Genomic DNA, 17,360 nt, shown 5'->3' with positions numbered 1-17,360 from the left:
GCCATGCTGGAGCTTAAGAAGTGCGGAAGTTGCCTGCTTCCGGAAACCTACGAGACCATTGAGTTCGACAAGGCTGGCGTCTGCAATGTCTGTCGGAACAAAGAGGTCCGCGACGAGAAGATCGACTGGACGAGCCGGAAAAAGCAACTCGACGAATTGATCGAGCGTCATCGCGGCAAGCACGACTACGACTGCATTATCCCGTTTTCGGGCGGCAAAGACTCCACGTACACGCTGCTTTACCTCATGCGCGAGTACAAGATTAAGCCCTTGGTTGTGCGCTTTGACCACGGTTTCATGCGCGACACCCTGATTGAAAATAACACGCGCACATTCAAGAAGCTTGGCGTCGACGTGCTCAACTTCACCCCCAACTGGCGCGTGGTGAAGCGGCTGATGCTGGAATCTCTTAAGCGCAAGGGCGATTTCTGCTGGCACTGCCATACCGGCATTTTCTCCTACCCGATGCACATAGCCATCAAGTTTGAGGTCCCGCTGGTCTTCTGGGGTGAACCTTCATCGGAATACACCCAGTACTACGACTATGCGGACGACGAGATCGAGCGCGTGGATGAGACGCGCTTCAACAAATTCGTCAATCTTGGGATCACCGCAGAAGACATGGAGGGGATGATAAGCGGAGATTTCGCGTTAGATCCTCGCGATCTCAAGCCCTATACCTATCCGGCCGCCCGTGATCTCAACCGTATCCGCTACCAGTCTGTCTGCCTGGGATCTTACATTCCGTGGGACGTCAAGAAAAACGTCGAGCTGATCCAGCGGGAGCTTGGCTGGAAGGGCGAGCAAGTGGAAGGCATGCCCTGGGAAGAGTATCCTTACGAGAAGATCGAGTGCTTCATGCAGGGCACGCGCGACTATATCAAGTACCTCAAGCGAGGCTACAGCCGCGTCAGCCAGATGGTCGCGCTCGACCTTCGCAACGGCCGCATTTCGAAAGAGCGTGGGCAGGAACTCGTCGATCAGTATGAAGGCCGCAAGCCGCCTTCTCTCGAGCTTTTCCTCGAATACGTCGGGCTCACCGAAGCTGAATTCAATGATGTCGTGACCCAAACGGTGGTGGCACCCCACCAACCCGACTTCAATAAAAACGAGTGGGCGCCGAAGACCTGGGACTTTGACAACTGGTTCCGCGAGGACGAAGACAGTCGCGGAATCAGGCCGAATCTCTAAACGTCGGTCATGTCACCAACGTCGACTCGTCCGGAGAAGGGATGTCCAGGGCGCTGCCACTAAGCGGCGCCCTTTTCAGCGCGGGACAAGTCTTCGGGCAGCGCTCCAAGTTCGATGAGGTCGCACCTTTTCCCATCTAGATCGTAGTGTCCAATCCGTAACCCCTCCTGCCTGAAGCCTGCGCGGATGAACGCTTTGGCTGAGGCCTGGTTGGGGGCATACATGCTTGCACTCAGTTTTTCCACCGGCAGTTCCGCGAAAGCGAACCGGCTGACACCGGCGATAGCTTCGGCGGCGTAGCCGCGTCCGCGGCAGTCCGCCTCGCCTATCAGCAAACTCACATCTGCTAGCCGGTGATAGCGCCGTATCGGCCCGACTTTGATGTTCCCGATATGACGGCCTTCCGGCAGGAAGATGCCAAAAAGAAACTCGTCATCAGCTTGTGCCATCCTTGCGACAAACTGCCGGACACTCTCTTCCGTCTGCGCCGAATGCCGCGTCTCAAGATACCGAGTAACCTCGGGATCAGACAGCCAACCCACATAGGCTGGCGTGATGTCTTCCACCTGCAAGCGGCGCAGTTCCAAGCGCTCTGTTCTAATGATCACTTTTACACCTTCTTGAAGGGAAGTCCGTAATTGGCAAGGAAGGCTTTGGCGCGAAGCGGGTTTGAATCGGAGAAATTGAACAGGCTGCCGCAGGCAAGGGCGCTCACCCCGGTCTCAAGAAAAGCCTCTCTCAACTGGTCGTAGTTGCCCGATCCCCCGGCGCCGATTACGGGGGCCGGCGACACCGCCATTGCGCGATTTATCAGCTTCGTATCAAAGCCACTCATGCTGCCGTCACGATCAATGGACTGCACCATGATCTCGCCAGCGCCGGCACCGATAACGCGACCGATATGCTGTTCAAGTGTGACGTGCTCGGTAGTCATTCCGCAATTGCTATAGAGCACGTAGTCATTCATGGAAGGGTCCCACCGGACGTCGATACTGACAATGACGGCCTGCGAACCAAAACGGTTAGCGGTCTCCGTGATCACATTGAGATTGCGATAAGCCACCGTGTTCATGACTACTTTGTCAGCGCCATTGCGGATCAAGGCTGCAGCGTCATGACTCGATGCAATCCCTCCCCCGATGGCCAGTGGCATGAAGCTCACCTTTGACACCTCGACGACGACGTCCAGCAGACTGGCAATCGATCTTGGCTCGCGCGCGACATTCAAGAGGATCAATTCGTCGGCAAACTGAGAATTGTAGACGGAGGAGCTCTTTACGGGGTCACCAACATCCCTGAAGCCACCGAACTCTATCGACTTGACCAGCCTGCCCCCATTAAGCAGTTGGATCGGAATGATCCGCTTTTTCAGCATTTTCCGTCCCAGTATGCGAAGTTTGTCAGCAATTGCAGTCCATTGGCCTGGCTCTTTTCCGGGTGAAACTGAAAGCCCACGACATTGTCCTGGCCAACGATGGAAACGAAGTCGCGTCCATAGGAGCTGACACCGATCACCGGATCCTCAATTTCTGCCGTCATGGCGTAGGAGTGCACGAAATAATAGTCTCGCCCCTGCTTCAGCTGCTCCGTTACCGGATGGCTCCTTTTGAACTCCACGGTGCTCCATCCCACATGCGGCAAGACTTGCCCCTCGGTCGGAAGGCGCGTGACCATGCCGTTGACGAGCCCCAATCCTTGAGTCTCCACATCGCCTTCGGTACTCGATAAGCCCAGTAGTTGCATTCCTACACAGATGCCTAAGGTCGGCCTGCCGCTTGCTGCGAAATCCAGGATTCGTTTGGGCAAATCCTTGTCGTGCAAATGATCCATCACGGCCTTGAAGTGACCTACGCCGGGTATGATGAGGTGGCTAAAGTCGTCGAAATTGGAGTGCTCGTCCACGAACTCGGGATCGAATCCAGAGGTATAGAGAGCATTCCACACGGATTGAAGATTGCCCAAGGGCATTCTGAGGATACCGATCCGTTCCATCTAATTCTTCCACCTGCCAACTCACCCCTGTGAGACGAAGCGTCCCTCCAGAGCATCTCAAAGCTCTAAAATGCCATAGGCTTCATACCATTGCGCCATCAAACTGGCCCATGCCATCGCCCGACCAACAAACGCTCAAGCCACTAACCGGGCAGTGCCAGCGCGATGAATGGCACAGCACTAGCGAGCACGATGGCCACCCACGGCGCAGTTAAAGTCCACCGCAAACGCGCCGTGGACCACAAAACCCCTGAGCGTACGGCGGCTTGAAGCGCAAAGCCGAAGTAAATAGCGGATTCGCCGAACAGCAGAATACTGACTATCCATAAAGCAAAGCCGATGATAGCGGCCCAGACGGACACTACCATCAACTCACGTCCTGCGCCCGAAACCATATAGTAGTTTTGAGCGTGCCAGGCCGGTATCGAGATCACGTAGGACGCCAGCAGCATCGCCAACTCCCAACGGTTCTGACCATATGCCTGCAAATTGCCGCCGATGAGATCACAAACTACTGGCAAAGCTGCGACAGCCACAGAGCCTGCAAGCCCCAGAAGAGCGGCCTCGACAGCAAAGAACCGGCGACTTTGGGTTTCGGCCTGAACGCGTTCACCAGCGTTGAACAGGCGGTAGAACCGCGGCGACCAAACCATGTTCATTGAATTGGCGACAACCTGCCCTAAGGCGGCCACCGTATACAGGAAAGTGTAACTGGCCACTGCGATCGGAGCGAAGCGCCATTCGATTACGAAGCTCATTCCATATCCCCCAAGCCAGCTGAATACGCTGACGACACCGAAGGGGGAAATTTCACGCAGCGAATGCGGCAGCTCGCTGCGCGTGGGCAGGTTTGGTGACGGCACCTTGCCAGTCACAAACAGGCCACTCACAACGAGCAAACCCAACACTGCTGCCAATGAGAAGATGACCCACAGTTGCGGCAGCCAAAACGCGGCAATCAGGACCCCGAGAAGACTGGCCAGCGGCAAACCTGCGCTCGAGACCAGGGACACCATGTGCCGCTCGTCAATGCGATGGAAACTTGCCTGCAGCGAACCCAGACCCATAATCAGACCGAGCGCGGTCGCTGAAAGGGCCGCAACGCCGAGGTCCCTGGGCCAGAATATAAACAGGATGATCGGCAGGAAGACTACGAATGTTGCCGACGCGGTGAACACAAACAGGCCCGTGACCCGCTGAAAGAGGTCAGGTCGGCTTTCGTGCGTGTAGTGGCGGAGTCGACCTGCGGTAATCTCGATCAATCCCGTCATCGACAACGTGGTGGCCGCTGTCTGCAAGGCGTAGAGCAAGCCGTATCCAGCATATTCATCGACCGACAATATCGAGGCCAATAGCAGGAGACTGCACGCATAGCCTGCCTTGATCGTGATGTTGGCAAAAAGAAACACCAATGCCGGCACGGCGAGGCTGCCGCCACCTACCCTTGCTGTCACACGAGTTCCTTTCTCAACTGAGCCACTGCGATTTGGCCATGAAACACGCGACAGGTCTTTGGGGCCTCAGGCACGCAAAACCGCAGGTGTTGTGCGCACATGTCCCGCACTTTTACGCCAGTGCGACACATACATGCCGATGAGGCAGGCGAGAATGAATGCGCCCTGGGATTCCTTGAAGGTCTCGTGAAATATACCAAAAACCAACATTGCCAATGTGCCCCAGAATAGCCCCGGCTCCTTCCGCCAGAGAAAAAACAGAACCTGGACAATGATGGCAAGATAGAGCAGCCAACCGACAAATCCCGTTCGCAACAGGACGTCGAAATACTGGCTATGGGACGAACCGGTATGAACGCTTTCGAGAACCCAGGCGCCCAGATAACTTGTGCCGGTCAGGGGTTGGTTGAGCGTGTTGTTGACAATTGACTTCCAAATCAGGATGCGGGTGCCCTCCGAGCCCTCGGCGAGCAACGCGCCATCTGCAGCTTCCGACGCAGGGCGCTCGCCGGTCATTTGCTCCGGCCTGATCATGGATTCAACCTCAACCAGGCTTTCACCGATCAGCGGCGTGTAGCGCGACAGGATGAGGTCGCCGTAAAACTGGAAGACCACGGGGAACACAACCAGCAATACAGCCGTGTACAGCGCGGCGATGCCCGTCCTCCTGCCCACGATCGCGAGTTTGGCGCTCATCTGGCGGCCTCTCATTGCCAGTGGGGACAACAGAAAGAGCGGCAAAACGCAGCCAAAGGCCACCACTGACGAGCGCGAGAAAGTGAGCAATAGGCCGGCCAGCACCACAAAGAGGGAGACTGAACGCAAGACTTGAAAAGAGCGACCGGCTTCCGAAGCGGACATCAGGCAGAATATGGCAAGCAGATAGACGAACCCGTACCGCTGCGAACCGGTTACATCCTTAAGGGCGAAACCATATTCGTTGCCCCCCACGCTGTAGAAGCGCGCGATAGCGTAAAGTGAAAAACCGAATGACACCGCGACGATGGCGATTTTGAAAGCGCGCACCTCGAGTTCGCCGAACCGCACGAGCGCAAATGCAAACATCGTCATGAAGATTGCGAAACTCACCCCTCTACGGAGCAGCAGGCCGTCGGGTGCGAAAACATCAAATCCCAGCCCAACCAGATAAATTGCGCCGTAGGCCGCGATTGCCCAGAGTATGAGGTTGGTTGGTCTTTCGAGGTGCTTTGCTTGCAGGGCGAGGAACAAAGCGTACAGCACAAAGGAATAGTTGACGCTGAAATCGCCGACCGCCACAGGAATGAGGAAGGCGGCAAAAAGCGCCACGCGCAAGAGAACGGCCGTCATCGCTTAGTATCCGCTTGTTTGAGACTGCCGATTAGTCGTCGGTGCCTGCCTACATATATACAGCCAGCGACGCCGAGTTCACACATCGTGTCGCAACGGGTCGACATTCCGCTCAGCGAGAGGCCCACTCCCCTCGCGTGTCAACTAGCAGCTTGTTTGTGAGAAGACGGATGTCGAGTGCCTTGAAGTCTCGATGATTGACCAGCATGACCACGATGTCAGCATGTTCGACGGCCTCGGCAAGGCTGGTGAGCCGAATGCCCGGCAACGTCGCCAACTCTTTAGGCAGCGCGTTGACATGCGGCTCAACGACTAGCAGTTCGCCAACAGCATCGAGTGCGAGTTGTTTGACGATCTCGACGGCCGGGCTCTCCCTGAGATCGTCGATATCGGGCTTGAAGGACAGGCCCAGGCAGGCGATGCGCGGAGCCTTGAAACGATTGGCCAGAGACTTGATCTCCGCCATGACGAAGTCGGGCTTGCTGTCATTGACCTCGCGGGCTGTGCGGATCAGGCGAGCGTGCTCGGGCGAAGAATGAACGATGAACCACGGGTCAACAGCAATGCAATGCCCCCCTACGCCTGGGCCTGGTTGCAGAATATTGACGCGAGGATGGTGGTTGGCGAGCTTGATCAGCTCCCACACATTGATACCCAGGCCCGCACAGACGATCGATAGTTCATTGGCGAAGGCGATATTGACGTCGCGGAAGGAGTTTTCCACGAGCTTGCACATCTCGGCGGTACGAGCATTGGTCTTCAGGGCCAGGCCCTTCACGAAAAGCGCATACAATTCCGCCGCCTTGTCAGTCGATCGATCACTGAGGCCACCGATAATGCGATCGTTCTCGACCAGCTCCCGAATAACCTTTCCTGGAAGCACACGTTCGGGACAATAAGCGATATGGATGTCGCTCTGTTCGCCGGCTCGTGACGGCATCGTCAGATCCGGACGCGCCTCAGCAAGCCACTCCGACAAGGCCGAGGTTGTACCGACAGGAGAGGTCGATTCCAGGATAACAAGGTTACCCGGGCGCAGGGCGGGAGCAATTGACAGCGCCGCCGCGCGGACGAAGGAGACATCCGGTTCGTAGCCATCCTTGAACGGCGTCGGGACCGCTATGATGAAAGCATCCGCCGGTTCCGCCGCGGTGACAGCACGCAGACGGCCGCTAGCGACAGCTGATTGCACTGTCACATCGAGATCTGGCTCCGTAATGTGGGCCTTGCCGGAGTTGATGGTGGCGACGGCATGAGCATTGACGTCGACGCCGATAACCGTGTGCCCGTGTGCGGCCAACACCGCGGCCGTCGGCAGGCCGATGTATCCCAGGCCGATGACGCTAATCTTCTCAAAACTCATAGGGTCCTCAATGCCTCGACAATTCGCGATGCCGCCGTCCCATCACCGTATGGACCTTGGGAAAGGCTCATCTTTTCATAGGCCACCGTGCTGTCGAGCAGTTCGGTGACATTGGCGACAATCGCCGCTGTGTCCGTGCCGGTAAGCCGCACTGTGCCCGCGGCAACCGCCTCAGGCCGCTCAGTGGTATCGCGCATCACTAGCACGGGTTTGCCGAGCGAAGGGCCTTCTTCCTGGATACCGCCGGAGTCGGTCAAGATCATATAGGACCGCTTCATCAATGCGACGAATGGAAGGTAGTCCAACGGGGCAACAAGGTGGATTTTGGTCACTTCCCCGAGCAGACGACGCACCGGCTCCTGAACATTGGGATTGAGATGGACGGGATAAACAATTTCCACGTCATCGCGCTTTGCCAGTTCAGCAAGCGCCAAGCAGATTGCCTCAAACTTGCTGCCGAAGCTTTCGCGACGATGCCCCGTGACAAGAATGAGCCGTCGCGTCGGATCGAGCGCCGGCAGTTCGGAATTCACCTGGTCCTGCAGGTCCTTGTCAACGTCTAGCCTTTTCACCACCCACTGCAGCGCATCTATGACTGTATTGCCGGTTACCACAATCCGGTTTTCGGGCACGGATTCAGCCAGCAAGTTTTGGCGAGCGGCGGCAGTCGGCGCAAGGTGCAGGTCTGCAATGGCAGTCGTGACCTTTCGATTCACTTCCTCAGGCCACGGGGAATAAATGTCGCCGGTGCGTAGTCCCGCCTCGACATGACCAATGGGCACTCTCTCGTAATACGCCGCCAGGCTCGCAGCCAAGGTCGTAGTGGTATCACCATGCACGAGTATTCTATCAGGTCGTACCTTGCGAACGACATCGCCGACGCCCTCCAGAATTCTGGTGGTAATTGAAAAAAGGTCCTGACCGGGTCGCATAATGTCCAGATCGTAGTCGGCATCTAGCTCAAAGAGCTTCAGAACCTGATCCAACATTTCACGGTGCTGGCCGGTAACACAGACGAAGCACTCAAAATCGGGATCAGCCTTGAGCGCCCGTACAACCGGCGCCATTTTGATGGCTTCAGGGCGCGTGCCAAAGATAATCAGAATTCGCATTATATCGATGGCTCGCTAGTCGGCTTGCCCGCTCCGGACGTGGCGGCACTGATCGCACATTCACAATTTCCAGACCACCCAATTCTGGCCGCACCGCCTGACAAAATGGCTTGGATCACTAAAGTCTTTGGTCTATCAGCTTCCACTGGGCGGCCCGTCCTACTTACGGAAGCAACCGGAACTTCTCATGATCAAGTTTGCGTTCGACACCCTGCTCGCCGCAGCCCTGCTGGTAATCCTATCGCCTGTCATCGTCTTCTGCATGTTCCTGGTCCGCAAAGGCTCGCCCGGGCCTGCAATATTCCGGCAGACCCGTGTAGGCCGGGGTGAGGTGCCATTCACGTGCTACAAGCTCCGCACCATGCAATCCTCCACCGCAAATCTGCCGACGCATCAAGTATCGTCGGCCAGTGTGACACCGATCGGCGCTTTCCTTCGTCGCAGCAAGCTTGATGAACTACCCCAGCTCATCAATGTGCTGCGTGGCGAAATGAGTTTCGTTGGCCCCCGCCCCTGCTTGCCACAGCAAACTGAGCTCGTCGAGCAGCGGAGGGCGCGAGGCGTATTCGCTGTTAGACCTGGCATCACCGGATTGGCCCAGATCCAAGATATAGACATGTCCGATCCGGTCCGGCTCGCCACTGTCGATCAGAGATACGTCGACAATGCGTCCTTCATCGGGGATATCCGGATCATGATCTCGACCGTTTTGGGCAAGGGACAAGGAGACCACGTGCAATCCGAGCAGGTGCGCTCACCGAACACGGATGCAACGGGGAAGTAAGCAGGAATGGGCAAGACGGTAGCAATCATCCAGGCAAGGATGGGTTCAACCCGACTGCCTGGCAAGGTAATGCGCGATCTGCATGGTATGCCGCTGATCGGTCGCCTTGTCGAACGCCTCAGCCCGGCGCGGCGGATCGACCAAATCGTCATTGCCACATCGGAGGACGCGGCGAACGACCCGCTGGTCGAGTATGCCGCTACGCTGGGAATATCGACTTGGCGCGGCAGTGAAACCGACGTGCTGGAGCGGTTCCTGGGCGCTGCGCGTAACTACGATGCGGATGTCGTAGTCAGAATTACTGGCGACTGTCCGCTGGTTGATCCGGAGTTGGTCGATCAGGTGGTAGAGGCCTTTGAAGCCAGCCCGCACGATTATGCCAGCAATATCGAACCTGCCACCTTTCCGGACGGCTTGGACGTGGAAGTCTTCACGCTCGAGGCACTGGAAAGGGCAGCGCGCGAGACGGACAAACCTTATGATCATGAGCATGTGACGCCTTACTTGCGCACTGCACCTGGGTATCGGCGCGTGTGCATTACCAACGACGTTGATCTGTCCCACCTGCGTTGGACAGTGGACGAGCCGGTTGACCTCGAAGTCGTGCGCGCCGTATTCGCTGCAAAGGCGCCGGATATTCATTTCAGCTGGCGGGATGTTCTGGCGCTCAACAATACGCAGGAAAGCGTCTTCGCGAGCAACCTGCACATAAAGAGAAACGAGGGGGCAACTATGGGGTCGGGTCAAAAACTCTGGAAGCGTGCCAAGAACGTCATCCCCGGCGGCAATATGCTGCTTTCCAAACGTGCGGAGATGATGCTGCCAGAGCACTGGCCCGCCTATTTCAGTAAGACGAGCGGAGCGACGGTCTGGGATCTGGACGGCAATGCCTATATCGACACGTTCCTCATGGGCGTAGGAACAAACACTCTGGGTTACAGCCATCCCGAGGTCGACGAGGCAGTCATGCAGGTGGTTGCCAGCGGCAACCTGTCGACGTTCAACGCGCCTGAAGAGGTCTATCTGGCCGAGCGGCTCATCGCGCTTCATCCCTGGGCGGACATGGCCCGCTTCACACGCTCGGGTGGGGAGGCAAATGCCGTAGCTATCCGCATCGCACGCGCGGCCAGTGGACGGGACAAGGTAGCGTTCTGTGGCTATCACGGCTGGCACGACTGGTATCTCGCCGCCAATCTTGGCAATGGCAACACGCTCGCCGGGCACCTGCTGCCGGGCCTCGAACCCAAAGGGGTTCCGCAGGAGCTCTATGGCTCGATCCGCCCGTTCCAGTACAATGATTTGGTGGAATTTGAGACGGCGATCAGCGACCCGGAAGTGGGCGTTATCTTCATGGAAGTCTCACGGAATGCGGGGCCAAATCCCGGCTTCCTGGAGGAAGTCCGACGCCGTGCCAGCGAGCGCAACATCGTGCTGGTTTTCGACGAATGCACTTCCGGCTTCCGCCAGACCTATGGCGGATTGCACAAGCTCTACGGCGTGGAACCGGATATGGCCACGTTCGGAAAGACGCTCGGCAATGGCTATGCAGTCGCGGCCATCATCGGCAGACGCGAGATCATGGAAGCGGCGCAGACGACATTCATCTCGTCCACCTTCTGGACTGAACGCATCGGCTCGGCCGCTGGCGTCAAGACCCTGGAAGTCATGGAGCGCGAGCGCAGTTGGGAGAAAATCACCGAGATCGGGAACAGCGTCCGAAAGCGGTGGCAAGGGCTAGCCGACACATCAGGGATTTCCATCACTCATTGGGGACTCCCGGCATTGTGTGGCTTCACGGTCAACAGCGATAACGCATTGGCTTACAAGACCCTGATCACCCAGGAGATGTTGAAGAAAGGCTACTTGGCCGGTAACAGCCTCTATGCCTCGCTGGCGCACACGCCGGCCATTCTGGACGGGTTCTTCGAGAACCTGGCGCCCGTGTTCGACCTGATCGCTAGTTGCGAGGCGGGCAAACCGGTATCGGAATTGCTGGACGGACCTGTTGCCCATGCGGGCTTCAAACGGCTCAACTAGGCAGTTCATCCAAGGTTCGGCCCTCTCAGGGCCGAACCTACGGCATTGAGGATCAGACCAGATCTTCCCAGCGCACTGCCGCCGGTGCACTTACATCGGCCGCGATCTTGCGCCCCAACACGGCATCGATGTGCTTGGGCGCGAGGCCGAATCCCGGCCTGACACTGCGCACATCCCCTTCCCCTATGACGTCGCCCGCCTTGAGGTCGCGTACGAAATAGAGCGAACGACGAAACATGACGTTGCCCTGCTCGCTTGACTTCCGCCCGTAGTCGACGCCCCCGAGGGCTTCCCAAGCCGTCTTGGACGACCGGCAGAGATGTTCGAGTTCAGAGGGTTCGAGGGAAAAGCTGTCGTCGGGGCCCCCACCGGAGCGATCCAGTGTCACATGCTTCTCAATGACGGCGGCGCCTAAAGCGACGCTGGCAATAGCCGTGGTATTGTCCAACGTATGATCTGACAGTCCGATCGGGACGCCATATCGCTTAGCCATGTCGGAAATCGTTGCCAGATTGTAGTCGCTAGCGGGAGCAGGATATCCGCTCACGCAGAGCAAGAGGCAAAACTGGGAGCAGCCTCCGTCGCGGGCGGCCTGGACTGCTTCGTCAATTTCATCGCGATCGGCCATCCCGGTGGAGATGATCATCGGCTTGCCGGTACTGGCGGCGTATTTGATCAGACTCAGGTCGACTGCCTCGAACGAAGCGATCTTGTAGGCAGGCGCGCCGAGGTCCTCGAGCATGTCGATGGCAGTCGTATCAAAAGGCGAACTGAACAGCGTAATGCCAGTTTGCCTGGCTTTTTCGAATAGGGGCTTGTGCCAGTCCCACGGTGTATGCGCCCATTCGTAGAGCTCATAGAGCGTACGGCCCTTCCACAAGCCATCACGAATCTGGAAGTCTTCCTTGTCCGACTTCAAAGTGATGGTGTCTGGACGATAGGTCTGCATCTTGACGGCGTCGGCACCGGCCGCTTTGGACGTTTCAATGATGCGGAATGCAGTGTCGATGTTGCCGTTATGATTGGCCGACAACTCGGCGATGACATAGGGCGAATTGCCAGCGCCAATAGCGCGGCCGTCGATTTCAATTGTGCTCATCATCGTCTCGTACGATCTGTATCTTGTAGGTGTGGTTTCGGTATTCGAAAAAGGCGGGAAACCTGATCGGGTCGGTCACGCGCAACAGATCGAACTGTTCGGCTATGGTGCGATGAGGATCGATCTGGCTGTCAGATGGCGTGCGGCGAGGATAGTAGCTCGGCTCGATCGAGGTGTCCTGAGCACGCGGCACAACTGTCTCAAAATTGTCGACCGCAAAATCCATCAATTCGAGCTCGGCATCGAATATCGAGTCGTTGATCTCGTCGAAAAGCGCATAGTCTGGAATATCGCAGTGAACCTGATGCCATATGTCGCCGCTGTCAACGCGGTCTTGGGCTTCCAGCAGGGTCACCACGATTCGGGTTCGACCCTCCAGGATTTGCCATATGTGAGGACTCCACCCCCTGCCCTGTGGGAGATCACTGGCGTGTATCACGAGACTCTTCCGGTATTTCGCCCGGTCGTCGCTAGCAATGATTTCACTGGCTGAAATCAGGAGAAGCAGGTCGCCACCTGACAAGTCCGCACGCCTGTTGACAAGCTCTACCTCATGCTGGTCCGCCATCGCATTTTGCCACGCAGCAAGGCGAGGAAATATCGGGTGCTGTGACGAAGAGCAAAGCACTGTGATCTTCAAGACATGTTCTCCATGGCGAGGACCACCTGCTCACATCCCAATCCGTCCACAAGTGCGGAGGCACGTTGCGACATGGCTGACAGCGCAGCTACATCGCCAGTCAGCGCTGACAGCCCCGTTGCAAGGTCTTCGGGCAGATTGTCCGAAATTTCAAGGGAAATGGCAGCCCCCGCCGCCACGAGCGCGGCGGCAATCTGCCGTTGGTTCTCGGCCGCTACAAGAACGATTGTCGGCAATCCAAGGCAGCATCTCTCCCATGACGTCGTTCCGGCGGTTCCTATGGCGAGATCGGCTCCCGCCATCAGGTCGGCCATGTCAGGCGTGTCGACTATCACCTCCATAGGCCAAGGCGACTGTGCGACCCGCTCACTGACGACGTCTATCCAGGGATTTGAGCCGCCCAGTACGATTTGAGCGGATATGCCCCCGGGCCATGAGCTGCGGTCAATAGCCTCAATGACATCGGAAGTAAGGTTGGTCGCATCAGAGCCACCCAGGCTGACCAGCAGTCGCCGGACCAACCCTGGTCGGCGGCGCGGCAATGTCTCGCGCAATTGCGCAAACCTTGGCCGCAAGAGCGCCATGCCAGCACCTACCAGGCATGTAGCGCCGTCGGGCACGAGTCCGGCATAGTCTGCGGCCACCCTTCCCAAGGTCTGGTCGAGCAAGAGGTCGCAATCATGCTTGCGATCGACCAGGTCATCAATGGCAAGAATACGACGCGCCCCTTGCCGGGCCCTTCGTTCCCATGTTGCGCCAATCCCATAATTGTCGGTGACGATCCAATCGACGGGTGGGTCGCCCAAGGTGGCGAGGGTCGCAGCGGCATCGGCCTCCTCGCTGACACCGAGCCAACCCATTTTCATGTCGGCAGTCGGCAGCAGGCTTACGCCATGGCCGCGCGCGGTGATCTGAGCCCCCATGTGCCCCGGGCGATCGCGGGTGATGAAATGGCAGTGATGACCGTTCTGTGCGAGGCGATCTGCCACGGTCAGGCAACGCATGACGTGCCCCGTGCCCATTTCAATGCCGGCATCGGCCCGAAATACAATCTGCATTTACTTCGCCTATGCGAGTGCCGCATCCAAAGCAGCAACCACCCGATCTTGGTCGGCATCGCTCAAGCCTGGATACAGTGGCAGCGTGATAGCCTCGCGATAGTATGCTTCGGCCTCGGGGAAGCTTTTATTTCCTTGGCCATGATCGCGGTAATAAGGCTGCAGGTGCACCGGCATGTAGTGCAGGTTCACTCCGATCCCGGCTGCCTGCAGACGAGCGAACACATCGTCACGTCCAGGCTTGCCGGCGCGGTCCGGTACGCGAATGACATAAAGGTGCAGGCCAGAGTAGTTTTCCTTGTTCCGGTGCGGTGTCACCACCGGGAAATCTGCGAGCAGTTCATCATAACGGTCGGCGAGTTCGTGACGACGGCGCATGAACTGATCGAGACGGGTCATCTGGCTGGTGCCAAGTGCCGCCTGAATGTCGGTCATCCTGTAGTTGAAGCCGAGGATGAGCTGTTCGTAATACCACGGGCCATGCGGCACATTGAGCATCTTGGCAGGATCGCGCGTAATCCCATGGCTGCGCAGTAGTCGCATCGCCTCAGCCAGTTCAAGATCATTCGTCACCGCCATGCCTCCCTCGGCACTGGTCACGATCTTGACGGGATGGAAGCTGAAAATGGTTATCGCGGAGTGCGCGCAGTTGCCGATGCTGCCCGCTCCGTAGCGTCCACCGATGGCGTGTGAGGCGTCCTCGATGATCTTGACGTCATACTCTGCGCAGAGAGCGGCAAGTTTCTGCATGTCGCAGGGCTCGCCGGACAGATGTACGGCAACCAGAATCTTGGGCAGCCTGCCGGCCTTTTTGGCGGTTTCCAGCTTTTTGGACAATGCCGCCGGAGAGAGATTGCTGGTGACCGGATCGATGTCCACGAAGTCGACATCAGCGCCGCAGTAGCGCGCACAATTTGCCGACGCCACGAAGGTGATAGGCGTCGTCCAAAGCAAGTCGCCCGCCTTGAGGCCCAAAGCCAGACAAGCAATGTGCAGTGCGGAAGTTGCGCTGTTAACGGCAACAGCATGTGCGGCGCCGCAATATTGCGACACGGCTTGCTCGAACCGCGGCACTTCGGGCCCTTGAGTAAGGAAGTCCGATTTCAGGGCCGCTACTACGGCCGCGATATCGTCCTCGTTGATGTCCTGACGCCCGTAGGGTATGCGGTTATTGCTCATGCGCCTTGTCCCAAACAATGCGTGATCGGCCCGGCCGATGCGCGCTCGCTTCGGTCGTAGCCCAGCGACATGCCGACCGCAATGACCTTTGGCCCGGGACTTGAATTGTGCTTGCGGCCATTGTTCCAATAGGAAATTCAGCCCGACTATGCCACACAATGTTGATCTGATTTTGGGAACCGCCCAGTTCGGGCTCGACTACGGTATCACTAACCGCGAGGGTCGGGTCAGTGACGAGGTGCTCGACGCGATCCTAGGAAGTGCGCAGGGCCAGCTACGGTGGCTGGACAGCTCCATCAAGTACGGTGATGCTCTGGCCCGCCTCGGCCGTGACTCGGCTCAGCCGTTTTCAGTCGTAACAAAGATCGACGGAATCGACGCAAAAGCCATTGCTGACGAGATCACCCAAAGTCTTCGGCTCTTGCGTCGTGATCGGCTTGACGTGGTGCTTTTTCATACTCCCTCGATCTTCGAAGATCGGCAGCGGGCGTTGGAGGCCGTGGGGGCTCTGCATGAGCAAGTGGAGCTTGGCCGCGTGAGCCGAATTGGGGCATCGCTATATGACACAAGTGATGTGGAACGGACGTTGGCCGTCTTTACACCCGACGTGGTACAGCTTCCCGCAAGTATAGCCGATACGCGTCTGCTCAACGATGGTACTGCACGCGCGCTCCACCGCGCAGGGATCGATATCCACTATCGGTCTGTGTTCCTGCAGGGTCTTCTACTAGCGGACCGGCGACAGCTTCCTACGACCTTCGAAAGCCTTGCTCCTCTGCTTTCCGCTTTAGACGACTTGGCTTCCCGCCATAGCGCCACACGCCAGCAATTATGTATGGCCTGGGTCATGTCTATGCCCGGAGCACGGGGCCTCGTCTGTGGCCTTTCCAAGAGGGAGGAACTCGACGAGCTCCTTGCATCTTACACAGGTGCCGTATCGTTGGATCTGGTGGACGAACTGGCCGCTATTGCGCGATCAAACAGGTCGGAAGAAAGTGTCCTCGACCCACGTCAATGGGCCAAGCAGCGATAAGCAATCCATCGCTGTTGCGGCGCGCTCAGGGCGAACAAAGCAAGCCAGGCTGACCACTATGCCGCTGCATGTTGCCCGCGCGCCGAACTGCCCAAGCGCGAACGCAAAAAGCGGATCGACGGACGTTCGATGAACCGATGAACCACTTCCGATAGGACGAATGTGGCGGCTATGGTCAGGGGGAGATGAAATCCCGCTTCCGGAAGCTTCGCGACATAGAAATAGACCACAGGATGGAGAAGATACACTGGGTAACTCATCCTTCCGACCCACTCGGCAACAAGCCGGAAAGGACCGCGCGGCTCCGGCAGAAAGGCGACGGCCGTGATGCCAAAGATCGTCGCCATGCAAAGCAATAGGCCGATCCAGCCCGTAAGAATCGTTGAATCTTGAAGAGGAACGAACAAGAACGGAAGAATACAAATGGCGACAATTATGTAGGCACCGGGGCGCCCCTTCCTGCTAGCCCGCCGGAGCAGGATTTCGCCCAGCAGGCACCCGCTGGCAAAATACCCGAAGAAAGCGACCGGTTGCGTGTACTCGACCCAGGCATCGCCAAAGCTCACTCCCGTCAGTATGTCATTCACGAACACAAGCTGCGTGAACACAGAGACGAGACATAGCGCAATCAGTCGGCGCAAATTTCCACCGCACAGGACAATGATGACCGGGAAGATCGCATAGAATGCCATCTCGATCCCAATTGACCAGCCTCCGGTGACCATCGACGCCTCGCCTGGGTTGGCAACACCGAAGATGAATGTCAGGTTGAGAAACAGCTTTCGGAACGAGAAGTCCGATAGACCATAGGCGACCAGCGACAGTCCAGTGGCGAGATAGTAAAGCGGCGCGATGCGACTGAAGCGTGCGATGAAATAGGTCTGAAGCGCCACTCCGGAAAAGACGAGATTGCGGTAGTTCAGATACAGCGCAAAGCCGCTGATTACGAAGAAGGCATAGACCCCAAAGCGGCCGATTTGGACGAGCGGCGTGTGTCCTTGATAAGCCAACACGTGATAAAAAAGAACGCCGATGGCCAGGAGCCCTCGAGCAAAATCAACTGTCACAACTCGCTGAGGATGCATCCGA

16 protein-coding genes are annotated in these 17,360 nt (G+C 57.5%); 4 read left to right on the top strand and 12 right to left on the bottom strand.

Annotation, left to right across the window (positions count from 1 at the left end):
* The first annotated feature begins 3 nt into the window (after nucleotides 1-3).
* Nucleotides 4-1,191 carry an N-acetyl sugar amidotransferase gene (locus tag JEQ47_RS10070; protein WP_198876271.1) on the top strand — a complete coding sequence of 396 codons (1,188 nt, stop codon included), beginning with the start codon at nucleotides 4-6 and terminating at the stop codon, nucleotides 1,189-1,191.
* Nucleotides 1,192-1,250: 59 nt separating this feature from the next.
* On the opposite strand, the gene JEQ47_RS10065 is transcribed toward JEQ47_RS10070, so the two are convergent.
* From JEQ47_RS10065 to wecB, 7 genes are all read right to left on the bottom strand, one after another.
* Complete coding sequence (locus JEQ47_RS10065) at nucleotides 1,251-1,778, bottom strand: GNAT family N-acetyltransferase (protein WP_198876270.1); 528 nt, start codon at nucleotides 1,776-1,778, stop codon at nucleotides 1,251-1,253.
* A gap of 23 nt (nucleotides 1,779-1,801) precedes the next feature.
* Nucleotides 1,802-2,566 carry an imidazole glycerol phosphate synthase cyclase subunit gene (locus JEQ47_RS10060; protein WP_198876269.1) on the bottom strand — a complete coding sequence of 255 codons (765 nt, stop codon included), beginning with the start codon at nucleotides 2,564-2,566 and terminating at the stop codon, nucleotides 1,802-1,804.
* Nucleotides 2,560-3,183, bottom strand: a complete 624-nt coding sequence (gene hisH, locus JEQ47_RS10055; protein WP_198876268.1) for an imidazole glycerol phosphate synthase subunit HisH — start codon at nucleotides 3,181-3,183, stop codon at nucleotides 2,560-2,562. Before hisH ends, JEQ47_RS10060 begins: the two co-directional genes overlap by 7 nt.
* Nucleotides 3,184-3,326: 143 nt before the next feature.
* Entirely contained in the window at nucleotides 3,327-4,637 is a 1,311-nt protein-coding gene (locus JEQ47_RS10050) for a lipopolysaccharide biosynthesis protein (RefSeq protein WP_198876267.1), read from the bottom strand.
* Nucleotides 4,638-4,703: 66 nt separating this feature from the next.
* Entirely contained in the window at nucleotides 4,704-5,966 is a 1,263-nt protein-coding gene (locus tag JEQ47_RS10045) for an O-antigen ligase family protein (protein ID WP_198876266.1), read from the bottom strand.
* 112 nt (nucleotides 5,967-6,078) lie between these two features.
* The gene (gene wecC, locus JEQ47_RS10040) at nucleotides 6,079-7,329 is read right to left on the bottom strand and encodes a UDP-N-acetyl-D-mannosamine dehydrogenase (protein WP_198876265.1); all 1,251 of its coding nucleotides are present in this window, start codon (nucleotides 7,327-7,329) and stop codon (nucleotides 6,079-6,081) included.
* Complete coding sequence (gene wecB, locus JEQ47_RS10035; protein ID WP_198876264.1) at nucleotides 7,326-8,441, bottom strand: non-hydrolyzing UDP-N-acetylglucosamine 2-epimerase; 1,116 nt, start codon at nucleotides 8,439-8,441, stop codon at nucleotides 7,326-7,328. Before wecB ends, wecC begins: the two co-directional genes overlap by 4 nt.
* Before the next feature lie 187 nt (nucleotides 8,442-8,628).
* Here wecB and JEQ47_RS10030 point away from each other — a divergent pair, with 187 nt between their 5' ends.
* Nucleotides 8,629-9,225 carry a sugar transferase gene (locus JEQ47_RS10030; RefSeq protein ID WP_198876263.1) on the top strand — a complete coding sequence of 199 codons (597 nt, stop codon included), beginning with the start codon at nucleotides 8,629-8,631 and terminating at the stop codon, nucleotides 9,223-9,225.
* A gap of 6 nt (nucleotides 9,226-9,231) precedes the next feature.
* Complete coding sequence (locus JEQ47_RS10025) at nucleotides 9,232-11,262, top strand: aminotransferase class III-fold pyridoxal phosphate-dependent enzyme (RefSeq protein WP_198876262.1); 2,031 nt, start codon at nucleotides 9,232-9,234, stop codon at nucleotides 11,260-11,262.
* A gap of 52 nt (nucleotides 11,263-11,314) precedes the next feature.
* On the opposite strand, the gene pseI is transcribed toward JEQ47_RS10025, so the two are convergent.
* Genes pseI through pseC form a run of 4 tightly spaced genes read right to left on the bottom strand, consistent with a single transcriptional unit; the run spans nucleotide 11,315 to nucleotide 15,238 of the window.
* Nucleotides 11,315-12,364, bottom strand: a complete 1,050-nt coding sequence (gene pseI / locus JEQ47_RS10020) for a pseudaminic acid synthase (RefSeq protein WP_198876261.1) — start codon at nucleotides 12,362-12,364, stop codon at nucleotides 11,315-11,317.
* Complete coding sequence (locus JEQ47_RS10015) at nucleotides 12,348-13,001, bottom strand: formyltransferase family protein (RefSeq protein WP_198876260.1); 654 nt, start codon at nucleotides 12,999-13,001, stop codon at nucleotides 12,348-12,350. The genes pseI and JEQ47_RS10015 overlap by 17 nt, the downstream gene beginning before the upstream one ends.
* Complete coding sequence (gene pseG, locus JEQ47_RS10010; protein WP_198876259.1) at nucleotides 12,998-14,059, bottom strand: UDP-2,4-diacetamido-2,4,6-trideoxy-beta-L-altropyranose hydrolase; 1,062 nt, start codon at nucleotides 14,057-14,059, stop codon at nucleotides 12,998-13,000. Before pseG ends, JEQ47_RS10015 begins: the two co-directional genes overlap by 4 nt.
* A 9-nt stretch (nucleotides 14,060-14,068) precedes the next feature.
* A complete protein-coding gene (gene pseC, locus JEQ47_RS10005; protein WP_198876258.1) occupies nucleotides 14,069-15,238 on the bottom strand; it encodes a UDP-4-amino-4,6-dideoxy-N-acetyl-beta-L-altrosamine transaminase in 1,170 nt (389 codons plus the stop codon).
* 148 nt (nucleotides 15,239-15,386) lie between these two features.
* Here pseC and JEQ47_RS10000 point away from each other — a divergent pair, with 148 nt between their 5' ends.
* The gene (locus tag JEQ47_RS10000) at nucleotides 15,387-16,271 is read left to right on the top strand and encodes an aldo/keto reductase (protein WP_198876257.1); all 885 of its coding nucleotides are present in this window, start codon (nucleotides 15,387-15,389) and stop codon (nucleotides 16,269-16,271) included.
* A gap of 56 nt (nucleotides 16,272-16,327) precedes the next feature.
* Here the strand turns inward: JEQ47_RS10000 and JEQ47_RS09995 are convergent, their stop codons facing one another.
* Nucleotides 16,328-17,338, bottom strand: a complete 1,011-nt coding sequence (locus tag JEQ47_RS09995) for an acyltransferase family protein (protein WP_198876256.1) — start codon at nucleotides 17,336-17,338, stop codon at nucleotides 16,328-16,330.
* Between the last annotated feature and the right edge of the window lie 22 nt (nucleotides 17,339-17,360).

It is taken from the genome of Devosia sediminis (genome assembly GCF_016411825.1).
Classification (GTDB): domain Bacteria; phylum Pseudomonadota; class Alphaproteobacteria; order Rhizobiales; family Devosiaceae; genus Devosia; species Devosia sediminis.
This window is presented reverse-complemented; position numbering and strand designations above follow the sequence as displayed.